Below are 20,576 nucleotides of genomic sequence, written 5' to 3'. Positions count from 1 at the left end.
CGTGAGGTTGTAGCCGGTGGTGCCGGCGCAGAAGACCACCATGCCGCCGCGCTTCACCACGAAGCAGGAGACCGGGAACGTCGCCTCGCCCGGATGCTCGAACACGAAATCGACATCGTTGCCCTTGCCCGTCACCTGCCAGATGGCGGCGCCGAACTTGCGGCATTCCTTCATATAGTCGTTGAACTCGGGCCCGTTCACCTTGGGCAGCTGGCCCCAGCATTTGAAGTTGTTGCGATTGACGAGGCCCTTGGCGCCGAGCTGCATCACGAAGTCGCGCTTGCTCTCGTCCGAGATGACGCCGATGGCATTGGCGCCCGCGGTCGAGATCAGCTGCACCGCCATCGAGCCGAGGCCGCCCGAGGCGCCCCAGACCAGCACATTGTGACCCGGCCGCAGGATATGCGGACGATGGCCGAACAGCATGCGATAGGCGGTCGCGAGCGTCAGCACATAGCAGCCGCTCTCTTCCCAGGTGAGATGCTTGGGGCGGTGCATGAGCTGGCGATCCTGCACGCGCGCGAACTGCGCGAAGGAACCGTCCGGCGTCTCATAGCCCCAGATGCGCTGCGAGGGCGAGAACATCGGATCGCCGCCATTGCATTCCTCGTCGTCGCCGTCGTCCTGGTTGCAATGGACCACGACCTCGTCGCCGACCTTCCAGCGCTTCACCTTGGAGCCGACAGCCCAGACGATGCCGGCGGCATCCGAGCCGGCGATGTGATACTCGGCCTTGTGCACGTCGAAGGGCGAGATGGGCGTGCCCAGCGCCGCCCAGACGCCGTTGTAGTTGACGCCCGCGGCCATCACCATGACAAGCACGTCATGGCTGTCGAGGGTGGGGGTGGCGACCGCCTCGACCTTCATCGCGCTCTCGGGCTCGCCATGGCGCTCGCGCCGGATCGCCCAGGCATACATCCGCGCCGGGACATGGCCCAGCGGCGGAATCTCGCCGACCTCGTAGAGATCCTTCACCGGTTGCTGGGGCTCGGCGCGCAGGGGCACCACCTTCGCTGGCTCGCTCATCAGACCACCCTCCTTCGATGGGTCCGCCTGGCATCCCCGGCCCGGTCTGGGGCTGGCTTCCCGATAGATGCCGCGGCGATCGGGAAACGGATGTACCGGCTCGCGGTTCCGTTTGCAATGCACAAAAATGCAGATTGTTACGACAATCGGCACATAATGGACTGAATATTACAATAGATGGTCGATAAACATCATAATCGATATGGCGAGGCCGATATCGAGCCCGGAAAAACCCGCGATATTGCATCGCAATAGTGCGCTTGCAGCATTGCCCTGTCGAGTTCGGAAAGCGCCCGGCGCGATGCCGGGAGGGCACCCGCGCGGCTCAGTGATTGGATTTCGTCGGCTTGATCCGGGGGGCGCCGCTGACGGGCTTGCCGATGCCGCTGTCGTCGGGCGTCGCGACAGTGCCGGCGCCACTGTCCTCGACGGTGCCGGCGCCGCTATCCTCGACGGTGCCGCTGCCGCCATTGTCGACCCCGCTGTCGCTTTCAGGAGCGGCGTCACTGCCGGTCCCGGCGTCGCTGTCGGTCGTGCTGACCGTCCCGCTATTGCTGCCGCTGCAGACCGATTTCACGGCGGTCCATTGCGCGGCGGTGAAGGCATGCTCGCCGGTGGCGGGCCGGTCGGTGGCGGCGATGCGGTCGGCGAGGCCCGGATGGCTCGCGAGCCAGTCGGGCAGGATGCCCTCGCTCTCCTCCGGCCCCAGCCGGCGGAAGAAGCCGGCAAGCCCGTCGGCGCGCAGACCCGCATTTTCGAGCAGCTCGACACCGCGGCTGTCGGCATCCGCCTCCATCTGTCGCGTATAGGTGAAGCCCACCAGCACCTGGCCGACGCTGCCCATGTCGCCGCTGCCCAGCAGCATGGTGAGCACGGCGCCGAGGCCGACCTGCTGGATCGCGTTCTGCATCGGGTGGCGCAGATCGAGATGGGCCAGCTCATGGGCGAGAACGCCGGCGACCTCGTCGCCCGACCCCGCCTTGTCGATCAGGCCGCGAAACACGACGATATGATTGCCGGGCAGCGCGAAGGCATTGACCATCTTGCCGTCGACCACGTCGAGCGTCAGCGGCGGGTCCTCGATCTCGTCCGGCGCCAGGCGGGTGAGCAGGCCTTCGAGGGCCGCGACCCCGTCCTCGCCATGGCAGGTGGGTGCCAGCGAGACGAAGGCGTTGCGCATCGCCTGGCCGAACGGCATCTCCCAGCGCCGCGGCATGGTCTGCGCCAGCTCGGCCGCGGCAAAGGGGAAGCCGAAATAGAAGGCCGCGAGCAGGCCGGCGATGATGCCGCCCCAGACCACCGCGCGCCTCAGGCCGCGATGGCTCCGCTGCCGCTTCCATTGCCCCAGCTCGGGACGCATCGTCAGCAACAGATTGCGGGCGCCGGTGTCGGCCAGGATCAGCCGCGCGCCGTCGCCTTTGCGCATCGCGCTCGTCCGCGCGAAGGTCATCGCCCCGTCGGTCGAGCGCCGGTCGATGGTTTCGATCTCCGCGAGCGGCCACTCCGCGAGCAGCTGGGCGCCGACGCCGACGATCTTGAGCTTGCTGCCGGTGACATTGACGCGCACCGGATGGGCCACCGCATTGCGGCCGTCATAATAGCGGTCGGGCGCCTCGCCGGCCTTGGCACTCGATGCGGATGGGCCCTGGTTCGTCACCGTTCCTGCCGCCCTCGCTGGGAAATCGATCGAACTAGAACATACCTGGATCGAAGGCTTCCAACAGCCCCTCGCCGAAGCGCGGCCGGGCGATGGTCGATTGGGTCAGCGCCGCCCCGTCGAGCTCGCCCTGGATCTCGAGATTGCGGGCGATGAAACGCATCGTGCGCTGGATCAGGATCGGAAAGCCGAAGCCCAGGGTCACGAGGTAGATCGCGGCATTGCCGACCCAAAGCCCGATCAGGCCGCCGGTCGTGGCGGTGCTGGCGAAGCGCAGGCTGGCGAACCGCGCGGCCGCGGCTGTTGCCCGGTAGAGGGTGGCGAAATAGAACGCCCAGCCGATCAGATAGGAGAGCCCGAGGCCGACAATGGCGGCGAGATAGCCGACGACGATGAGCCGGATGATGAGCTGGATCTGTGCCTCGTCCGGCTCTGTCTGATAGGTTTGCTGCTGCTGGATGTAAGCCTGGAGGCCCTGGATATCGAGCCAGCCCGCGGCATAGGCGATGCCGAGGATCCCGCCGACGAAGACCGCGGCGAGGGCGAAGGTCAGCACCAGGCTGACGAAAAAGGCGGCATAGAGCGGCCCCGCCCGCAGCTCGAGCTGCAGCCGCTCGCTGCCGAACCAGCTCGCATTGGCCCGCCAGTTCATCAGCTTCGAGGTGACCCAGGGCCGCGCCAATCCGAGCGTCAGCGGCAGCAGCAGCGACAGGCCCAGCGCCTTGAAGCCATAGCTCCAGCCCGAGCCCGTCATGCCACCGCGCACGCCGCGCCAATAGGTGCGGGTCAGGCGATAATTCTGCGCCGTGTAATGCGCGACCAGCGACAGATAGATGATGAAGAAGAGGAAGGCGAACTGCGTGACGATCGCGATCGGCGAATCCGGTCCCAAGGCGAACTGCAGCGCCACCTGCAGAATGCCGAACGCGAAAAGGAAGCCCAGTACGATCAGGAAGCCCTTGAAGAGCTCGCCGCCGGTGCCGGTATATTCGAGCCGGTCGCCCTGGAAGCTCACATGCGACCAGACATAGCGGCGGATCCGCGTCTTCGCCCAGAAGCGGAAGATGCCCAGGGTGATGACGGTCAGGACGAGATTCAGAAGATAGATTTCGTAGAGCTGGAACAGCGTGCCGTCATAGACCAGTCGCTGAGTCCCGGCGGCCGGCCCCGCCGGCCCCCCTGCCATCTGCACGTCCGCCATCGTTTCCCCCTGCAGCGGATGGTTGTGATCATGGGATTAGAGCAGCCTTCCCCTTGCTTGTCATGCACGGGTATGGGGAGGCGATTCCGCGGCCGCATTTTCTCTTTACCTCTCCACCCACGAAGCGGGGGAGAGGGTAGGGTGAAGGGGGTCTCGAAGAACTTACGCCTTCACGTCGCAGCGCGTTCTGTCGTTGACGCCGCGCCCACGCTGGCAGCACCCCCTCTCCAAGGAGGGGGAGAGGAAAGAGAATAAGAGGTGCGGTTACTCCCTCTCCCTCAATACCCCATCTTCCATTTCCCATCCTCGAGCGCGAGGGGGAAGCTGCTCCAGCCGTCGGGATGGCGCAGCAGTACGGTCGCGGTCTGGCCATAGACATAGACCTTCGTCAGCAGGGCGTAGATCCCATCGACATTGTTGCCCTCGGCGAAGATCATTTCCTTGAGCTGTCCCATGCCTTCGGGATTGAGCATCGTCAGCGCCGGGTGGTCCTTGATGACGATGGCCTTGAGCGCGTCGGGATTGCCGTCGGCAACCGCCTGGAGGAAACGCTTCAGCGTCTGGCCCTGTTCGCTGGCCTTGGCCTGGTCGCCCTCGAGGGTTGCGGTGAGCCTGGGCGCCGGGACCACCGCCGCGTTGAAGATAACGTTGAAGCTGTAGGCCTTTGGGCCCGGCTTGTTGTCGAAATTCACCACCTCCATCGGCGCGGTGGTCTTGATCTTGCCGGTGATGATGCCCTTGTCGTCGGTGAAGCCGGTCAGCTCCACTCCCGAGGAATCGCCGCTCATGCTGAAATATTGCGGCAGCTCGTCCTGCGGGATCAGGGTGCGGCCGCTGACGACCGTCTTGGCGGCGGGGTCGATCTCGATCACGAGGCCGCGCAGCTGGCCGTTATAGGCCTGCTCCATGGCGCTCATATCGTCGACCCGCCCCGGCAGCGGACGGTCGGTGAGGATCAGCGTGATCGTACGTTCGGGCGAATTCGGCATGCGCATTTCCGGCAGCTCGACCACCTCGAGCGCATAGGCCTGCGTCAGGGTGGTCGGCGCCTTGTCGAGCCGCAGCGTGCCGTCGGCCTTGCCGGGGCCAGGGCCGGCAGCCCAGGCCGGCGAGGAAACGCTGCCGGCCAGCAGCATCGCGGCGAGCCCGGCGCTCGCGCAGAATTTCAGCATCTCGATCGTCCTCCCATCATTGCGCCGGCATCGATCGGCGGGTCCTTGAATACCTGCTTGCGCGATGCCGGCCACCACCGGCCCCAGAATGCCCGGGACCCGTGGCGCTGGCGAGGGCGGCCGTCGAAAAAATCATTTGGAATCCTGTAACAATCGCGCGTGCCCAGCGTGTTCCGACATGCACCGGGCGGGCGATGACGCCGCCCGAGCGCTCCGCCGGGATTGACATTCGCGCGTCCCTGGCCATACTTGCCGCCGATCTTGGCGCCCTCGGGAGTCAAGTTTCCGTGGTCATTTGTGCCGGCTTGCGGCCACGTTAAATAAGCAGCTAAAAGGCCCAGGGACGCTTTGAACCTCGGCCTTTTCGGTCGAGGTTTTTTTTGGCTCGGCAGATTCTGCCGGCCTTGCGGAGATGTCCATGGTCCAGAGAAGGAGCCCGCGAATTTCGGGCTCGAAGACGCGCCCTTCCACCGCCGCGGCAAAGGCCGCCGGCATCGCCCCAGCACCCGGCCTGACCGGGTCGGGCGCCGATCCGGCGAGCTGGCATCCCGATACCCGCATGATCCATGGCGGCGTGCTGCGCTCCGATTTCAAGGAGACGGCCGAGGCGATCTACATGACCTCGGGCTTCGTCTACAGCACGGCCGAGGAGGCGGAAGCCGCCTTCGCCAACACCAAGCCGCGCTTCGTCTATTCGCGCTTCTCCAATCCGACCGTGCAGATGTTCGAGAGCCGCATGGCGCTGCTCGAGGGCGCGGAGGATTCGCGCGCGACCGCGAGCGGCATGGCCGCCGTGTTCGCGAGCCTCGCTTGCCAGCTCAAGGCCGGCGATCGCGTGGTGTCGTCCGACGCGCTGTTCGGCTCCTGCCAGTACATCCTGGCGGAGATCCTGCCGAAATACGGGATCGAGACGGTGCTGCTGGACGGGCGCGATCTCGGCGCCTGGCGCAAGGCGTTGTCGAAGCCGACCCAGGCGGTGTTCCTCGAATCGCCCTCCAACCCGGGCCTGCGCATCGTCGATCTCAAGGCGGTGTGCGATCTCGCGCACAAGGCGGGCGCCTGCGTCATCGTCGACAATGTGTTCGCCACGCCGCTGCTGCAGAAGCCCTTCGACTATGGCGCCGACGTGGTGGTCTATTCCGCGACCAAGCATATCGACGGGCAGGGAAGGGCGCTGGGCGGCATCGTGCTGGGCAGCCGCGCCTTCATCAACGACAAGCTGCAGCCCTTCCTGCGCCACACCGGCCCCTCGCTCTCGCCGATGAATGCCTGGCTCCTGCTCAAGGGGCTCGAGACGCTCGATCTGCGCCTGCAGCGCCAATGCGCCAGCTCGCATCGCATCGCCGAGTTCCTGTCGGGCCAGAAGAAGATCGAGACCGTGCTCTATCCGGGGCTCAAGAGCCATCCGCAGCATGCGCTGGCGATGCGCCAGATGAAGAGCGGCGGGACGCTCGTCACCTTCGATCTCAAGGGCGGCAAGGGCGGCGCCTTCCGCTTCCTCAACGCGCTGAAGCTGATCCTGATCTCGAACAATCTGGGCGATTCGAAGAGCCTGACCACGCATCCGGCGACCACGACGCATCAGCGCCTGGGCCCCGAGCTGCGCAAGCAGCAGGGTATCCTCGACGGCACGGTGCGGCTCTCGGTCGGGCTCGAGGCGGCCGAGGATCTGGAATCCGATCTGGCGCAGGCGCTGAAGGCGGTCTAGCGGGCCGGCGCCGATGCCGCCCCCCGACGCGCGGGAGCAATTCTGCGCCCGCATCCAGATGGGAGAAGATCGCTGACAGGCCGTCTGCGGGCCCGAGGCGAACGATTGTCTGTTACTGGTGACCCCGATGCCGATCAAGATTCCCGACAAGCTGCCCGCCTTCGACGCCCTGGTGAACGAGGGCGTGCGCGTGATGACCGAGACGGCGGCGATCCGCCAGGACATCCGCCCGCTTCAGATCGGGCTGCTCAATCTCATGCCGAACAAGATCAAGACCGAGCTGCAGATGGCGCGTCTTCTCGGCGCCTCGCCGCTGCAGATCGAGCTTTCGCTCGTCCGGATCGGCAATCACAAGACCAGGAACACCTCGGAAGACCACCTGCTCGCCTTCTACCAGACCTGGGAAGACGCGAAGGACCGGAAGTTCGACGGCTTCATCATCACCGGCACGCCGCTCGAGACGATCCCCTATGAGGAGGTCACCTATTGGCCGGAGATGCAGCAGATCTTCGACTGGACGCAGACGAACGTCCATTCGACGATGAATGTCTGCTGGGGCGCCATGGCGGCACTCCACCATTTCCACGGCGTGCCGAAGCATCATCTTCCGGAGAAGGCGTTCGGGGTCTACCGGCAGAAGATCATGGCGCCGTCGTCGCCCTATCTTCATGGCTTTTCCGACGATTTCCTGATTCCGATATCGCGCTGGGCGGAGATCAGGGCCGCGGACATCGCCGCCCGCCCGGAGCTGACGCTGCTGGCGCATTCCGACGAGAAGGGCGTGTGCATCGTCGAGGACAGCCGGTTCCGGCGTCTCTATGTGCTCGATCACCTCGAATATGATTCGGGGTCGCTCGCGGACGAGTATTCCCGGGACATCAAGTCCGAGGTTCCGATCAAGCTGCCCTTCAACTATTTCCAGAACGACGATACGTCACGACCGCCCCAGAATCGTTGGCGGTCTCATGCCCATCTGCTGTTCGCCAACTGGATCAACGAGATCTATCAAACGGCACCGTTTGACATCCGTTCGATCGGGAAGAGCTGACGGCTTCAGGGCGCCGGCAACAGCTGGCTCAGGCTCTTTTTTCCGTCGATGGTGTCGATCGGCAAGAGCGATTTCATGTCGAAAAGCTCGAGCTGCGCCAAGAGTTGGCACGACACTACAACCGACAGACTCTGATAAATGCTGATTCGGGAATCCTTTTCCTTGCTGGAGGGCACCGAGGTCAGGGCGACGCCGCCGTTGGGAAGGCGTTCGACATCGTAGAACTTCATATAGCCGTCATAGTCTTCATCGTTCTTGTAGATGCGGCTCGCCGTGGAAACGTAAAGCGAGTTGGTTTCGTCCCTGCAGATCAGGAGCAGGTAATAGGTGAATCTCGCCCGCTCGCCGACGGCCACATCGGCGAGGAGAGTTTCGCCCGTGCGGTGTGCGGCTTCCGCAGCCGAAATGTCCATCTCGAACGCATGGGTGAATGAGACCGTGGCGCTCACCAGAAGCGTGGCGATGGCGCCGAAGAGAATGGTCGTGGCTCTACGCATAGCGGCTCCCCTGATTCTCGCCAAATGTTTCAACTCCCCGGCTCGAAGGCTCGCGGCTCGACTTGAGCAGGATAAGGGTTATATCACGTCCGCCCTGCCTTGATCGGCGACCGGGCTTGTCAGCCGCCGATAGGCGACGGCGGCGCTGGCGGCGAAGACGACATAGATCGCGCTGCCGGCCAGCGTGCCCAGCAGATGGCCGGTGATGCGGATCGGCAGCAGATCGACCGCAAGGAAATTGGACGCGAGCATTCCTGTTCCGGTGAGCAGCAGGTGGGCGGCGAAGGCACAGATCGCGAGCCCCATCAGCCGCAGACGATTGCCGGCTGAAACTTTCCAGGCGAGATCGAGGGCGCTGCCCTTGCCGTCGCTCGCCACGATCGAGGGCAGCAGTTGCAGCCACCCTGCCGCCCAAAGCCAGCAGAGACCGTAGATCGCCTGAACCGCGAGCACGGCCATGGGTGTGGCGAGAAGCGGCCCCAGCGAAGGCGTCATGAAGGCGCCGACGACCGCGGGCACGGCCGCCGCCAAGCCTACCAGGAGAAGATTGCCGAGCAGCCGCCATTGCCGGCGGTCCCAGCGGAACAGCCCGGCGAGGGTGGGCGGCTCCTCGAACAGCACCAGCCTCGTCGTCCCCAGCGAGAGATTGATGTAGATGACGAGGGCGACCAGTCCGTAGGCGATCAAGATGAGGGCGTAAGTGAAACTGCTGGATTCCGAGCGATCCCTGCCGAGCAGGAAATGCTCGGCGTTTCCCGAGGTCACGACCGCAAGCGTGCCGGCCGCGATTTCGACCAGCAGAAACAGGAAGAGTTGCAAGGCGATCCGCCGCCAGACCGGGCGCAGGGCGGCGAGACCTTCTTCGATCGTTCTGATGACGGGCAGTTTGGCAGCCGGCGCGGCGTTGACGTCGCTGTTCATCGAATCCCCTGCTTCTTCTCGCGTCGCCGCTAACAAGTACGCGTTCTTGCCCCGGTCGCCAAAACTCATCCCGATCGACGACTGCTTTAATTCTTCGGCCGCTGCCGCACCGGTCCAGGGTTCTATTGCACCGCACAATCGACTGGCTCTAAGGTCTTGGCCGGGCTGAAAACGGAGCCGGACGGACCATGAGCGGCGACAAGGCGGGGAAGGGCAGGGGCAGCGAGGGCGGCGGCGCCAAAGGCGCGCGCGAGGAGCCCTGGCTGATCCGCACCTATTCCGGCCACAGCTCGGCCGCGGCCTCGAACGCGCTCTATCGCCAGAACCTGGCGCGGGGCCAGACGGGGCTCTCGGTCGCCTTCGATCTGCCCACCCAGACCGGCTATGACGGCGACCATCCGCTGGCCAAGGGCGAGGTCGGCAAGGTCGGCGTGCCGGTCGGCCATCTGGGCGACATGCGCACCCTCTTCGACGGGCTGCCGCTCGACCGCATGAACACCTCCATGACGATCAATGCGACGGCACCCTGGTTGCTGGCGCTCTATATCGCGCTGGCGGAAACCCAGAACCTGCCGCGCGCGTCGCTCCAGGGCACGGTGCAGAACGACATCATCAAGGAATATCTCTCGCGCGGAACCTACATCTATCCGCCGACACCGAGCCTCAAGCTCGCGACCGACGTGATCAGCTTCGCCTATCGCGACGTGCCGAAATGGAATCCGACCAATGTCTGCTCCTACCATCTGCAGGAAGCCGGCGCGACGCCGGTGCAGGAGCTGGCTTTTGCCTTGGCGACGGCCATCGCGGTGCTGGATGCGGTGAAGGCCTCGGGCCAGGTGCCGGCGGCGGAATTTCCGCAGGTGGTCGGCCGCGTCTCCTTCTTCGTCAATGCCGGCATCCGCATGATCACCGAGATCTGCAAGATGCGCGCCTTCGTCGATCTCTGGGACGAGATCACGCGGACGCGCTATGGCGTGACGGACGAGAAATTTCGCCGCTTCCGCTATGGCGTGCAGGTCAATTCGCTGGGCCTGACCGAGCAGCAGCCCGAGAACAATGTCTATCGCATCCTGATCGAGATGCTGACGGTGGTGCTGTCGAAAAAGGCGCGCGCCCGCGCGGTGCAGCTCCCGGCCTGGAACGAGGCGCTGGGCCTGCCGCGGCCCTGGGACCAGCAATGGTCGATCCGGCTGCAGCAGATCGTGGCCTACGAGACCGACATCCTCGAATTCGGCGACATCTTCGACGGCTCGCCGGTGATCGATGCCAAGGTCGAGGCGCTGAAGGCCGAAGCCCTGGCCGAGCTCGCGCGCATCGATGCGCTGGGCGGCGCCATCGCCGCGGTCGAGGCCAGCTACATGAAACAGCGGCTGGTGGAATCGAACAGCCGGCGCCTGGCCGCGATCGAGGCGGGCGAGCAGACCGTGGTCGGCGTCAACCGCTTCGCCGACAGCGCGCCTTCGCCCCTGGTCGCGGGCGACGGTGCCGGTTTTCTCGCGGTCGAGGACAGCGCCGAGGCGGAGCAGATCGAACGGCTGCAGGCCTGGCGCGGCGCGCGCGATGCAAAGAAAGCGCAAAGCGCTCTCGACGAGCTCAAGCGCGCCGCCAAGGAAGGCCGCAATGTGATGGAGCCCTCGATCGCCTGTGCCCATGCCGGCGTCACCACCGGCGAATGGGGCCAGGCACTGCGCGAGGTCTATGGCGAGTATCGCGCGCCCACGGGTGTCGGCCGCGCGGTCAGTGCCGCGGGCGGCGAGGCGTTGAAACAGGTTCGCGGCCGCGTCGAGCAGGTGTCGTCACGGCTGGGCCGCCGCTTGAAGATGCTGGTCGGCAAGCCCGGCCTCGACGGCCATTCGAACGGCGCCGAGCAGATCGCAGTGCGCGCGCGCGACGCCGGTTTCGAGGTCGTCTATGAGGGCATCCGCCTGACGCCGGCGCAGATCGCCAATGCGGCGCTCGAGGAGGGCGTGCATGTGGTGGGGCTCTCGATCCTCTCCGGCGGCCATGTGGCGCTGGTGAGCGAGGTGATGGCGCGCCTCGAGGCGCTGGGCCTGGGCGAGCTGCCGGTCGTGGTTGGCGGCATCATCCCGCCCGAGGACGAGGCCAAGCTCAAGGCGGCGGGCGTCGCGCGCGTCTACACGCCCAAGCATTACGACCTGAACGCGATCATGGCCGACATCGTCGAGCTGGTGGATCGCGTCTTCAAGGAAGCGGCCTGAGGGAGACGAACGCATGGCATTTCGTCCGGCGGAAGGTGGCTGTCTCTGCGGTGCGGTGCGTTATCGCGTCGAGGCGGAGCCGAAGCTCGCCGACATCTGTCATTGCGCCATGTGCCGCAAGAGCGCGGGCGCACCCTTCATCGCCTGGATCGCCGTACCTTATGCCGGCTTCCGTTGGACCCAGGGCAAGCCCGCCGCCTATCGATCCTCGAAAGACGCGACACGCTATTTCTGCGGCAACTGCGGCTCGCAGATGGCAATGGTCGGTGGTCCGACGCCCGACCTCGTCGGCGTGCTGATCGGCAGCCTCGACGAGCCCGAGCGCTTCACGCCGACCGCCGAAGGCTGGGCCGCGGTGAAACTCCCCTGGGTGAAGCTTGCGATGAATCTCGAGAGCCACCCGGAGAACAATCCGGAATTTTAGCGGGCGTGTTGTCATGCCGGCCCCCGTGTCGCGCCGTAGGCGCGCACGAGGACAGGCTACGGCCGGCATCCATGAACACGGACCGTTCCTATTCTTGTTCGATGGGTGTTCATGGATCCTGGCCTTCGCCAGGATGACGATAGAGGCGCTGCGGCGCGGCGAATAGCTCTGCGCAATCCTCTCCCCCACTTTCGTGGGGGAGAGGTAGAGTTGAGTAAGTGCGTGAGCGCTTTCCGCTTTTGCCTGTTACGTCGCGCTCAGATCCGTCTTGCTCATCGGCAGAACGCGGACGCGCTTGCCGGTCACCGAGAAGACGGCGTTGGCGATGGCGGGGCCGATTGGAGGGACGCCGGGCTCGCCCACACCGGTGGGCTTTTCGGTCGAGGCGATGATATGCACATCGACCTGCGGCATCTCTTCCATATGCAGCACCTCGTAGCCGTCGAAGTTGGTCTGCTGCACGGCGCCGCCCTCGAGCGTGATCTCGCCCTTGAGGATGGCGCCGAGGCCGAAGCCGATGCCGCCTTCCATCTGCGCCTTGATCACGTTGGGATTGATGGCGGTGCCGCAATCGACGGCGCAGACCACGCGCTCGACCTTGATCGTTCCCTTCTCGATGCTGATCTCGGCCACTTGCGCGACGAAACTGCCGAAGGATTCGGCCACCGCCACGCCGCGGCCCTTGCCGTTGCCGAGCTCGTTGCCCCAGCCCGAGGCATCGCGCACCTTCTCGAGCACGGCGCGATGGCGCGGATGGTCCTCGAGCAGCCCGAGGCGGAACTCGATCGGGTCCTTGCCGGCCTCATGCGCCAGCTCGTCGATGAAGACCTCCGACGAATAGGCCGTGTGGGTGCTGCCGACCGAGCGCCACCACAGCACCGGCACGCCCGCTTTGGCGGTCACCAGATCGACGGTCATGTTGGGAATGGCATAGGGCAGATTGGCCGCGCCTTCCACCGAGGTCGGATCGATCCCGTCCTTGACCCAGGCGTTGAACGGCGTGTCGCCCAGGATCGACTGGCCGACGATGCGGTGCTGCCAGGCGATGATCTTGCCTTGCACATCGAGGCCCGCCTTCATCTTGTGAAAATACATCGGCCGGTAGCGCCCGCCGGTCATGTCGTCCTCGCGGGTCCAGACCAGCTTCACCGGCGCCTTCCAGCCGATCGCCTTGGCGGTTGAGACCGCCTCGGCCACCACGTCGCCATCGGCCACCGCGCGCCGGCCGAAGCTGCCGCCCGACATCATCACATGCAGCTTCACCTTCTCCGGCGGCAGCTCCGCGATCTGCGCGGTGATCGCCTGATAGGTGTCGGGCATCTGATGGCCGCCCCAGACCTCGATCACATCGTCATGCTTCCAGGCGACCGCATCGAGCGGCTCCATCGCCGCATGGGCGAGATAGGGGAACTCGTAAGCCGCTTCGATCACCTTTGTGGCCTCGGTCAGCGCTTTCGCCACATCGCCATCCGAACGCGCGACCTTGGCGTCGGTGCCTTCGGCCAGCTTCTTGTAGTCGGCCATGATCTCGGCGCTGCCGCGGGTTTCGGCCTGGCTGTTGTCCCATTCGACCTTGAGCGCCTCGCGGCCCTTCATGGCCGACCAGGTGCTGTCCGCCACCACGGCGACGCCGCGCGGGATCTGCACCACATCGACCACGCCCTTGACCGCCTTGGCGGCCGTCGCGTCGAAGCTCTTGGCGGTGGCGCCGAACAAGGGCGGATGCGCCACGACCGCGTAAAGCATGCCGTCGAGTTTCACGTCGAGCGGGAACTGCGCGCTGCCGTTGGTCTTGGACACATGGTCGACCCGATGCAGCGTCTCGTCGCCGATCAAGCGCCAATCCTTGGCGTCCTTGAACCCGACATCGCCGGGCGGGCTCATCGTCGCAGCCTTCTCGGCCAGGGCGCCGAAATTCGCCTGCTGCCCGCTGGTATGCGAGAGCACGCCCTTCTCGACCTTGATCTCGCCGGCCGGGACGTTCCAGCTCTGCGCCGCCGCCGCGACCAGCATGGCCCGCGCCATGGCGCCCGCCTTGCGATAGCGATCGAAGGAGCTCGCCATGGCGGTCGATCCGCCGGTGATCTGGAAGGCGCCGCCGAGCGCCAGATTGCCGTAGAGCTTCGGATTGCCCGAGGCGCCCTCGACCCGCATCTGCGACCAGTCGGCATCGAGTTCTTCGGCGACCAGCGTGGCAATACCGGTATAGGCGCCCTGGCCCATCTCGAAATGCGCCGAGAGCACGGTCACGCTGTTGTCCGGGTTGATGACGATATAGCCCTCGAAGGGGCTATCGGCGTCGGCCGCATGGGCCGCCGTGATGCGCCCGCCGGGCAGCAGGGCACCGATCACAAGGCCGGCGCCGGTGAGCGCACCGGCCTTGAGGAAGCCGCGACGGCTGGTGGTGGCGAAGGCGCTGGGGGCGCGGTGCGGGCGGAGCGCGAAGCGATCGAAGGGCAGCATGGCTCAGATCTCCATCTGCCGGGCCGCCTCATGGATGGCGGACCTGATCCGTTGATAGGTGGCGCAGCGACAGATATTGGTCATGGCGGCGTCGATATCGGCATCGGTCGGCCGCGCATTCTCCGTCAGCAGCGCTGTCGCGGCCATGACCTGGCCCGACTGGCAATAGCCGCACTGGACCACATCGAGATTCTGCCACGCGGCTTGGACAGCCTGGGCGGCCTTGCCCTGGATCGCCTCGATGGTGGTGATGGCGCTGTTGCCGACATCGCCGACCGCGACCGAGCAGGACCGGGTGGCCTGGCCGTCGAGATGGACCGTGCAGGCACCGCAGGCGGCGATGCCGCAGCCATATTTGGTCCCCGTCAGGCCGATCGTGTCGCGCAGCACCCAGAGCAGGGGCGTCTGCGGGTCGACGTCGACGCTATGCGTCTCGCCATTGACCTTGAGTGTGATCATTCAGGCTCTCCCTCGAGATTACAGACGTGAACCCGCCCGGTTCCACGCGACGTCTCGATCCCTCGGATTCATTGAACCGGATCGGATCGGCGACAATCAAACATGGCTTGGTTTCATTTGAAACGTCCGGCCATCCCTGTGCGGCCGGACGAAGACGCGTTTTTGTGACATGGGCGCTGCATCGACGATCGGCAAGGGTCGATATGAGGCGCAGGTACCGATCGTAACGCGAACGGCATCGGCGGCCTCGTTACCACGCGGAAATTAACCTGCGGGTGCCGCTAAATTCGATCGATGGCGCTCAAGGTGCCAGGGCAGCCGATCTGTCGGGTTCCGTGCCGGGCGGATAGATGAATCCATAGGCCAGATAGACATTGCCCCAGCTGTTGGCCTTCTCGTTCCAGAACTTGACCTCGGTCCAGTCATTGGCGGCCGAGACATCGACCACCATCATGTTCTTCACGATGCGCTCGTCATTGTTCCAGTTGGCGTGATCGACCCGGATGCGCCGGGAATCCAGCACCTCGCGCACCACCGCGACATGGCCGCGGGAAAGCCGCACGCCCTGCGACAGCACCAGCACCGAATAGACCGAAGGGGCGGGCCCGCGCCCATAGCGTCCTCCCGCCGCGTCCCACCAGCTCCAGGCGTCGCCCTTGAGATCGAGGCCGGTGACCGCGCGTGCATAGGTGACGCATTGCATTCGCGCAGCGTCGGACGGCGGGGCCGGGGGCTGGAAGGTGACCGGGCTCGGGGCCGCGATGATCGGGGTCGGCGTTGCCGATACGGTGACGGCGGCGGGCTTGGGCTCGCAGGCCGCCAGGAAGGATCCCAGAAGCATCACGCCGGTGAAGGTCATGAGGACCATGCCCCTCGGGTCGCGGCGGCGTGTCATTGGCGCAACACCAGCTTGTCGCCTTCGACCGTGAAGCTGCCCAGGCTGTCGAGGAAGCTCATGCCGAGCAGCGAGCCGTCCATCTCCGCCTGATTGACCAGGGCGGTCATGCCGGCGCGCTGGATCGGACCGATCGCGATCGAGCCCAGGCTCACCCTGGCGGCGCGTCCGTTGCCGTTCGCGGTCGAGGTGCCGATGCTGTAATCGAGCTGGGCCGGGTCGAAGCCCAGGCGGTGCGCATCGGCCGGCGACAGCATGATCCCGGAGGCGCCGGTATCCACCATGAAGTTGATCCGGACGCCGTCGACCAGCGCTTCCACATGGAAGTGACCGTCATTGGCGCGGGCGAAAACGACGCTGCCGTCCGGCTGTTCCTGCGCCTGGCCCGGAATGAGGGCGCCGGTCAGCCTGGCTTTCACGAGTGACATCATGGCGGAGAATTCAGGCTGGAAGCTGTAGCCCAATACCAGAAGCAAAATGAAGGCAACCCAGAAGCCCATCTGCAGGATCGCCTTGCGCGGCTTCTGGCGGAACATCGTGACGCCGCCGGCGCCGACCAGCGCCAGCCAGCCCAGCATGCTGGCCAGGAGGGGCAGGTTGTTCTGCTGTGCGAGCGCGCCGGGAAAACGTTGGGAGAGGCCGAAGACCAGGAGCGCCACCCCGATGGCGCCGATCAGATAAAGCAGCCAGGGTCGGCGCATCCGATCTCCGTCAAACAGGCCATTGGCGGGTGGCGCGATCGTTTCCCCCGTGGCTGGCCTTAACCACGAATCGCTGGACGGGACTATGAATCGCCGGGCCTGGCGAAAGCAATCGTTCCTGTTGCGGCCATTCCACGCAATGAAACCACCCGACGGGCCCTAAAGCCGCAGACGGGTTGGTTTTTCGGGCGGTTTGCATTGACGGGACGGCCCTCCGGCCGATAACCTTTCCGCCATGAGCAATGAGCTCCCCACCAGCGGGCGAATGATGGCCGCGCGAATTAGCCTCCGGGCGCCCGTAGGGCGTTCGGTCGTTGTCGCGCCTGCCCTTCTTCCCGTCCGCCCGGAGTCTCATTGCCATGCTGTCCCCCCAACCCTCGCCTAGCCACCGAACCGCCGCCCCGCGCCCGAGCGCGCGACCCGTCGCCGACACGGCGACCGGGGCGGGTCCCACTTATTGCTTCTCGGTCCAGGCTGCTGCCGATCCCGGCATGCTGCCGCGCGTGCTCGAGCTCTTCGCCAAGCGCGATCTGGTGCCGAGCCGCTGCCATGCGGTCGTGACAGAGCCCGAGCGCGAGGAGCTGCTGATCGATCTCCAGGTCACAGGGCTGACCCCGGACGAGGCGGAGCATATCGCCCGCTCGCTGCGCCAGCTCGTCTTCGTCGCCAGCGTGCTGACCTGCATCACCGACGAGCAGCAGCGTTTCGAGCGCAGCGCCTGATCTCTCGCCGAGAAGGGGCTGGCTCTCGCCGCTTCGCGGGCCGGGTCTTCGATGTATGATCGCGGGCCCCCGCTGCCGGAGACACGCGCATGAGCCTGGTCGATCGCATCCGCCTGTTTCGCCAACCCGATTTCTCGACGCTTCGATCCTTCATGATCGAGGGCGAGAGGCTGGGCTGGATCCTGCCGGCCTTCGCGGAGCGCCTGGAGGAATTTCCGGCGGTGTTCGAGATCGATGAAGCGGCGGTGCGGCTCAAGGATCGCTATGACAGCTATGAGCGCCGCAGCGACGCGCTCGCCGGCGTCGTCGAGGCGCTCGCGCGCGAGGGCGGCCTGCCGAAATTCCGCAACGAGCGTTATCCGGTCGCGAAGTCCTTCTACGACAAACCGCTGCTGGGGCTGGAACGCTCGGCCGTGCCGTCCTTCGGGACCCTGGCCTATGGCGTCCATCTCAACGGCTATGTCGGCTCGGGTTCCGACATGAAGATGTGGATCGGGCGGCGCTCGCGGAACAAGGCGACGGGACCCCTGAAGCTCGATCATGTCGTCGCCGGCGGCCAGCCGATCGGGCTGTCGCTGATGGAAAACCTGATCAAGGAATGCGCGGAAGAGGCGGCGATGAGCGCCGAGCTCGCGCACCAGTCACGGCCCGTCGGCTTCACCTCCTACCTGATCCGCAATCACGAGGGCATCCGCAACGACGTGCTGTTCTGCTACGACATCGCGCTTGGCGAGGATTTCACGCCGGTGAACACCGACGGCGAGATCGAGGAGTTCTATCTCTGGCCGATCGAGCGCGTGATCGAGGTCCTGGCGACGACCGAGGAATTCAAGTTCAACGTCGCGATGGTGATCATCGACTTCCTCGTGCGCCACGGCTTCATCGCGCCGGAGGACCCGACCTATCCGGAGATCGTGCTCAATCTGCGGATCCGCGATCACTTTCCAATGCAATGACGTCGCAAACCCGGCTTCTAAAATAGCTCCGACAGCGGTGCTGCATTATAGACGTTGATCGAGTCTTCATAGATCATTTTGCAAGCCACAACGAGGATGATCGCGAGCCCGATATAAACGAGCCAGGGCCAGCGTCGCAGCAGGTTGGCGATCAGTGTCGCCGCGGCACCCATCAGCGCCACCGACAGCACCAGACCGAACACCAGCACCCAGGCATGGTCGCGCGCGATACCCGCGACCGCGAGCACATTGTCGAGCGACATCGACAGATCGGCGAGCACGATCTGCATCACCGCCTTGCCCATGCTCTTCGGCGGCGGTTTCGCATGGCCATGAGGATGCGCATGCTCGCCCGTCACGCTTCCGCCGCCGGCGGCCGCGGCGGCGAGGGCCGCTTCGGCCTTGCGTTCCTTGCGCTGGGATTCGACCTCACGCCAGAGCTTCCAGCAGACCCAGAGCAGCAGCAGCCCGCCCGCGAGCGTGAGGCCGATGATCTGCAGGAGCTGCGTGGTGATGACGGCGAAGCCGACGCGCATCACGGTCGCCACCGCGATGCCGAGGAAGATCACGCGTGCGCGCTGTTCCTTGGGCAGCGAGGCCGCGACCACGCCGACGACGATGGCGTTGTCGCCCGCCAGCACCAGGTCGACCATGATGACCTGGAGGAAGGCGGTGACCTCGGACAGCGTGATCGTGAAATCCATCAGGGAGCCATCCGGAACGGGGCGGGGGTCGAAAGGCGGCGCATGGTGCTCTCCGGAGTCTGCGGCTTGGCCGGTTAAGTAAGTGTTGGAGCGGCGACAGCCAGGTCGCCGAAGCCCAGCCGGGCACGAATCCCGGCGGGGTCGGCGCCCTTCTGGCGCAGACTGGCGAGGCCTTCGGCGCCGTCGCGTTTCGCGAGGCGCTTGCCGGTCTCGTCGGTCAGAAGCTTGTGGTGGCGATATTCAGGGACCGGCAGACCCAGCACCGCCTGCAACAGCCGATGGATATGGGTCGCGGGCAGCAGGTCCTCGCCGCGCGTGACGAGGGTGACGCCCTGGATCCAATCGTCCAGCGTGACCGCGAGATGGTAGCTGGTCGGGATGTCCTTGCGCGCGATCACGACGTCGCCATGGAGGAGAGGATCGACCGCGATCTCGCCCTTGCCCTGCTCGACCCAGCGCAGCGGTCCCGCTTTCGCGGCCGTCGCCGCCGCATCGAGGCGCAGGGCGAACGCCGCGCCGCTCGATTGGCGCCGCTCGCGTTCGGACGGCGGCAGATGACGGCAGGTGCCGGGATAGAGCGGCCCGTCGGGGCCATGGGGGGCGCTGTCCGCTGCGGCGATCTCGGCCGCGATCTCTTTGCGGGTGCAGAAGCAGGGATAGACCAGCCCCATCTCCTGGAGCCGGTCGAGCGCCTCGCGATAGGAGTCGAAATGGTCGGACTGGCGGCGCACCGGCCGTTTCCAATCGAGCCCAAGCCACGCCAGATCGTCATAGATCGCCTGCTCGAACTCGGGACGGCAGCGGCCCTGGTCGATATCCTCGATCCGCAGCAGGAATCGTCCCTGGGCATGGCGCGCCGCTGCATAGGCGGTCAGCGCCGAAAAGGCATGACCCAGATGCAGCCGTCCGGTGGGGCTGGGGGCGAAGCGGGTGACCGTTTCCGAATCGGACATGCAAAGGGATGCGCTTGTTCCGGGAAGACCTGGAAGCGTAAAGGAGGGCGCAATCCATGGGGGTTCCCGCGCGCGCTAGGTTAGCCCCCACTAAACCACGCTCGGCACAGGGGCATAGATCGGGATGACGGGATTCGAGATCAAGGGGCGAAAGCTCAAAACCGCGCTGGCGCACCTGGCCTCGGCCGATGACGACCTGGCCCGAAGCCTGCTCGAGATCGGGCCGCCGCCCTCGCGCTCGTCCGAGGCGGGTTTTTCCGGGCTGTTGCGCATCATCATGGGCCAGCAACTCTCGGTCGCGTCGGCCCGCGCGATCTGGGACCGGCTCGAGGCCAGGCTGGTGGAACCCACCCCCGGGCGGCTGTTGCGGCTGACCGACCATGACATGGCCCAGGTGGGGTTGAGCCGACAGAAGATGCGCTTTGCCCGGTCCCTCGCCGAGGCGGTCAAGCGCAAGACGCTCGATCTGGACGCGCTCGAGACGATGGAGGATCCCGAGGCGCTGGCGGCCCTCACCGCCGTCGACGGCATCGGCCCTTGGACCGCGGAGGTCTATCTGCTGTTCGCGCTGGGCCGGCCCGACGTCATGCCGGCGGGCGATCTGGCGCTCCTGGTCGCGGCGCAGCGGCTGAAGCGCCTCGAGGCCCGGCCCCGGCCGCGCGACCTGCTCGAACTGGCCGAGCCCTGGCGCCCTTGGCGCTCCATCGCCGCGCGCTTCCTCTGGCACTACTACCGCAAGGCGCCTCTTTGAATGATCGCTGCGCTCTGATTCTAAGCTTCAGGTGAGACCAAGAGCGCTGTCACGGCTTCATCCTGAAACAACCCCTCCCCCTACCCCCTCCCGCAAGGG

At 65.7% G+C, this 20,576-nt stretch carries 19 protein-coding genes and 1 riboswitch; of the genes, 7 read left to right on the top strand and 12 right to left on the bottom strand.

From position 1 onward, the window contains the following. The 4 genes from ccrA to ACREE8_RS20410 all read right to left on the bottom strand — a co-directional run. Positions 1-1,026, bottom strand: a 1,026-nt coding sequence (gene ccrA, locus ACREE8_RS20425) for a crotonyl-CoA carboxylase/reductase (RefSeq protein ID WP_431574855.1), incomplete at its 3' end; no start/stop codon positions are given. A 325-nt stretch (positions 1,027-1,351) separates the two neighbouring features. Then, entirely contained in the window at positions 1,352-2,683 is a 1,332-nt protein-coding gene (locus tag ACREE8_RS20420) for a M48 family metallopeptidase (protein WP_431574854.1), read from the bottom strand. Positions 2,684-2,717: 34 nt separating this feature from the next. After that, on the bottom strand, positions 2,718-3,884 hold the full coding sequence (locus tag ACREE8_RS20415; protein WP_431574853.1) for a YjgN family protein: 1,167 nt from the start codon (positions 3,882-3,884) through the stop codon (positions 2,718-2,720). A gap of 278 nt (positions 3,885-4,162) precedes the next feature. Continuing rightward, entirely contained in the window at positions 4,163-5,056 is an 894-nt protein-coding gene (locus ACREE8_RS20410; RefSeq protein ID WP_431574852.1) for a nuclear transport factor 2 family protein, read from the bottom strand. A 277-nt stretch (positions 5,057-5,333) separates the two neighbouring features. Beyond that, positions 5,334-5,408, top strand: a riboswitch (SAM riboswitch). A gap of 207 nt (positions 5,409-5,615) precedes the next feature. Here ACREE8_RS20410 and metZ point away from each other — a divergent pair. Further along, positions 5,616-6,764 carry an O-succinylhomoserine sulfhydrylase gene (gene metZ, locus ACREE8_RS20405; RefSeq protein WP_431574857.1) on the top strand — a complete coding sequence of 383 codons (1,149 nt, stop codon included), beginning with the start codon at positions 5,616-5,618 and terminating at the stop codon, positions 6,762-6,764. Positions 6,765-6,891: 127 nt separating this feature from the next. Continuing rightward, positions 6,892-7,812 (top strand): homoserine O-succinyltransferase, encoded by a 921-nt coding sequence (locus ACREE8_RS20400; RefSeq protein WP_431574856.1) that lies wholly within the window; start codon positions 6,892-6,894, stop codon positions 7,810-7,812. 5 nt (positions 7,813-7,817) lie between these two features. On the opposite strand, the gene ACREE8_RS20395 is transcribed toward ACREE8_RS20400, so the two are convergent. Then, complete coding sequence (locus ACREE8_RS20395; RefSeq protein WP_431574851.1) at positions 7,818-8,309, bottom strand: hypothetical protein; 492 nt, start codon at positions 8,307-8,309, stop codon at positions 7,818-7,820. Positions 8,310-8,387: 78 nt separating this feature from the next. Then, positions 8,388-9,230: a hypothetical protein gene (locus tag ACREE8_RS20390; protein WP_431574850.1), complete on the bottom strand. Its 843-nt coding sequence runs from the start codon at positions 9,228-9,230 to the stop codon at positions 8,388-8,390. A gap of 188 nt (positions 9,231-9,418) precedes the next feature. Here ACREE8_RS20390 and ACREE8_RS20385 point away from each other — a divergent pair, with 188 nt between their 5' ends. Continuing rightward, the gene (locus ACREE8_RS20385) at positions 9,419-11,449 is read left to right on the top strand and encodes a methylmalonyl-CoA mutase family protein (RefSeq protein ID WP_431574849.1); all 2,031 of its coding nucleotides are present in this window, start codon (positions 9,419-9,421) and stop codon (positions 11,447-11,449) included. Positions 11,450-11,462: 13 nt separating this feature from the next. Then, entirely contained in the window at positions 11,463-11,873 is a 411-nt protein-coding gene (locus tag ACREE8_RS20380; RefSeq protein ID WP_431574848.1) for a GFA family protein, read from the top strand. A gap of 246 nt (positions 11,874-12,119) precedes the next feature. On the opposite strand, the gene ACREE8_RS20375 is transcribed toward ACREE8_RS20380, so the two are convergent. The 4 genes from ACREE8_RS20375 to ACREE8_RS20360 all read right to left on the bottom strand — a co-directional run bounded on the left by ACREE8_RS20375 (position 12,120) and on the right by ACREE8_RS20360 (position 16,391). Then, positions 12,120-14,336: a molybdopterin cofactor-binding domain-containing protein gene (locus tag ACREE8_RS20375; protein ID WP_431574847.1), complete on the bottom strand. Its 2,217-nt coding sequence runs from the start codon at positions 14,334-14,336 to the stop codon at positions 12,120-12,122. Between the two features lie 3 nt (positions 14,337-14,339). Continuing rightward, a complete protein-coding gene (locus ACREE8_RS20370; protein ID WP_431574846.1) occupies positions 14,340-14,795 on the bottom strand; it encodes a (2Fe-2S)-binding protein in 456 nt (151 codons plus the stop codon). A gap of 301 nt (positions 14,796-15,096) precedes the next feature. Next, on the bottom strand, positions 15,097-15,663 hold the full coding sequence (locus ACREE8_RS20365; RefSeq protein WP_431574845.1) for a CHAP domain-containing protein: 567 nt from the start codon (positions 15,661-15,663) through the stop codon (positions 15,097-15,099). Between the two features lie 23 nt (positions 15,664-15,686). Continuing rightward, the gene (locus tag ACREE8_RS20360) at positions 15,687-16,391 is read right to left on the bottom strand and encodes a TIGR02281 family clan AA aspartic protease (protein ID WP_431574844.1); all 705 of its coding nucleotides are present in this window, start codon (positions 16,389-16,391) and stop codon (positions 15,687-15,689) included. A 359-nt stretch (positions 16,392-16,750) separates the two neighbouring features. On the opposite strand from ACREE8_RS20360, the gene ACREE8_RS20355 reads away from it, so the two are divergent. Both ACREE8_RS20355 and ACREE8_RS20350 read left to right on the top strand, forming a co-directional pair. Continuing rightward, on the top strand, positions 16,751-17,113 hold the full coding sequence (locus ACREE8_RS20355) for a hypothetical protein (protein WP_431574843.1): 363 nt from the start codon (positions 16,751-16,753) through the stop codon (positions 17,111-17,113). A gap of 89 nt (positions 17,114-17,202) precedes the next feature. Next, complete coding sequence (locus tag ACREE8_RS20350) at positions 17,203-18,069, top strand: DUF4743 domain-containing protein (protein ID WP_431574842.1); 867 nt, start codon at positions 17,203-17,205, stop codon at positions 18,067-18,069. 17 nt (positions 18,070-18,086) lie between these two features. On the opposite strand, the gene ACREE8_RS20345 is transcribed toward ACREE8_RS20350, so the two are convergent. Beyond that, positions 18,087-18,773, bottom strand: a complete 687-nt coding sequence (locus tag ACREE8_RS20345) for a TerC family protein (RefSeq protein ID WP_431574841.1) — start codon at positions 18,771-18,773, stop codon at positions 18,087-18,089. Between the two features lie 74 nt (positions 18,774-18,847). Continuing rightward, positions 18,848-19,726, bottom strand: coding sequence for a tRNA glutamyl-Q(34) synthetase GluQRS (gluQRS, locus tag ACREE8_RS20340; protein WP_431574840.1), 879 nt, complete (start codon positions 19,724-19,726; stop codon positions 18,848-18,850). Positions 19,727-19,850: 124 nt separating this feature from the next. Here gluQRS and ACREE8_RS20335 point away from each other — a divergent pair, with 124 nt between their 5' ends. After that, complete coding sequence (locus ACREE8_RS20335) at positions 19,851-20,477, top strand: DNA-3-methyladenine glycosylase family protein (RefSeq protein WP_431574839.1); 627 nt, start codon at positions 19,851-19,853, stop codon at positions 20,475-20,477. Positions 20,478-20,576 lie beyond the last annotated feature (99 nt).

Source organism: Hypericibacter sp., assembly GCF_050729195.1.
Lineage (GTDB): Bacteria > Pseudomonadota > Alphaproteobacteria > Dongiales > Dongiaceae > Hypericibacter.
This window is presented reverse-complemented; position numbering and strand designations above follow the sequence as displayed.

Coding starts and splice junctions, on each gene's coding strand:
- ACREE8_RS20400 (WP_431574856.1), top strand. CDS start 6,892: ATGCCGATCAAGATTCCCGACAAGCTGCCCGCCTTCGACGCCCTGGTG.
- ACREE8_RS20390 (WP_431574850.1), bottom strand. CDS start 9,230: ATGAACAGCGACGTCAACGCCGCGCCGGCTGCCAAACTGCCCGTCATC.
- ACREE8_RS20370 (WP_431574846.1), bottom strand. CDS start 14,795: ATGATCACACTCAAGGTCAATGGCGAGACGCATAGCGTCGACGTCGAC.
- ACREE8_RS20385 (WP_431574849.1), top strand. CDS start 9,419: ATGAGCGGCGACAAGGCGGGGAAGGGCAGGGGCAGCGAGGGCGGCGGC.
- ACREE8_RS20335 (WP_431574839.1), top strand. CDS start 19,851: ATGACGGGATTCGAGATCAAGGGGCGAAAGCTCAAAACCGCGCTGGCG.
- ACREE8_RS20410 (WP_431574852.1), bottom strand. CDS start 5,056: ATGCTGAAATTCTGCGCGAGCGCCGGGCTCGCCGCGATGCTGCTGGCC.
- ACREE8_RS20395 (WP_431574851.1), bottom strand. CDS start 8,309: ATGCGTAGAGCCACGACCATTCTCTTCGGCGCCATCGCCACGCTTCTG.
- ACREE8_RS20415 (WP_431574853.1), bottom strand. CDS start 3,884: ATGGCGGACGTGCAGATGGCAGGGGGGCCGGCGGGGCCGGCCGCCGGG.
- ACREE8_RS20380 (WP_431574848.1), top strand. CDS start 11,463: ATGGCATTTCGTCCGGCGGAAGGTGGCTGTCTCTGCGGTGCGGTGCGT.
- ACREE8_RS20350 (WP_431574842.1), top strand. CDS start 17,203: ATGAGCCTGGTCGATCGCATCCGCCTGTTTCGCCAACCCGATTTCTCG.
- ACREE8_RS20345 (WP_431574841.1), bottom strand. CDS start 18,773: ATGGATTTCACGATCACGCTGTCCGAGGTCACCGCCTTCCTCCAGGTC.
- ACREE8_RS20365 (WP_431574845.1), bottom strand. CDS start 15,663: ATGGTCCTCATGACCTTCACCGGCGTGATGCTTCTGGGATCCTTCCTG.
- ACREE8_RS20355 (WP_431574843.1), top strand. CDS start 16,751: ATGCTGTCCCCCCAACCCTCGCCTAGCCACCGAACCGCCGCCCCGCGC.
- gluQRS (WP_431574840.1), bottom strand. CDS start 19,726: ATGTCCGATTCGGAAACGGTCACCCGCTTCGCCCCCAGCCCCACCGGA.
- ACREE8_RS20360 (WP_431574844.1), bottom strand. CDS start 16,391: ATGCGCCGACCCTGGCTGCTTTATCTGATCGGCGCCATCGGGGTGGCG.
- metZ (WP_431574857.1), top strand. CDS start 5,616: ATGATCCATGGCGGCGTGCTGCGCTCCGATTTCAAGGAGACGGCCGAG.
- ACREE8_RS20375 (WP_431574847.1), bottom strand. CDS start 14,336: ATGCTGCCCTTCGATCGCTTCGCGCTCCGCCCGCACCGCGCCCCCAGC.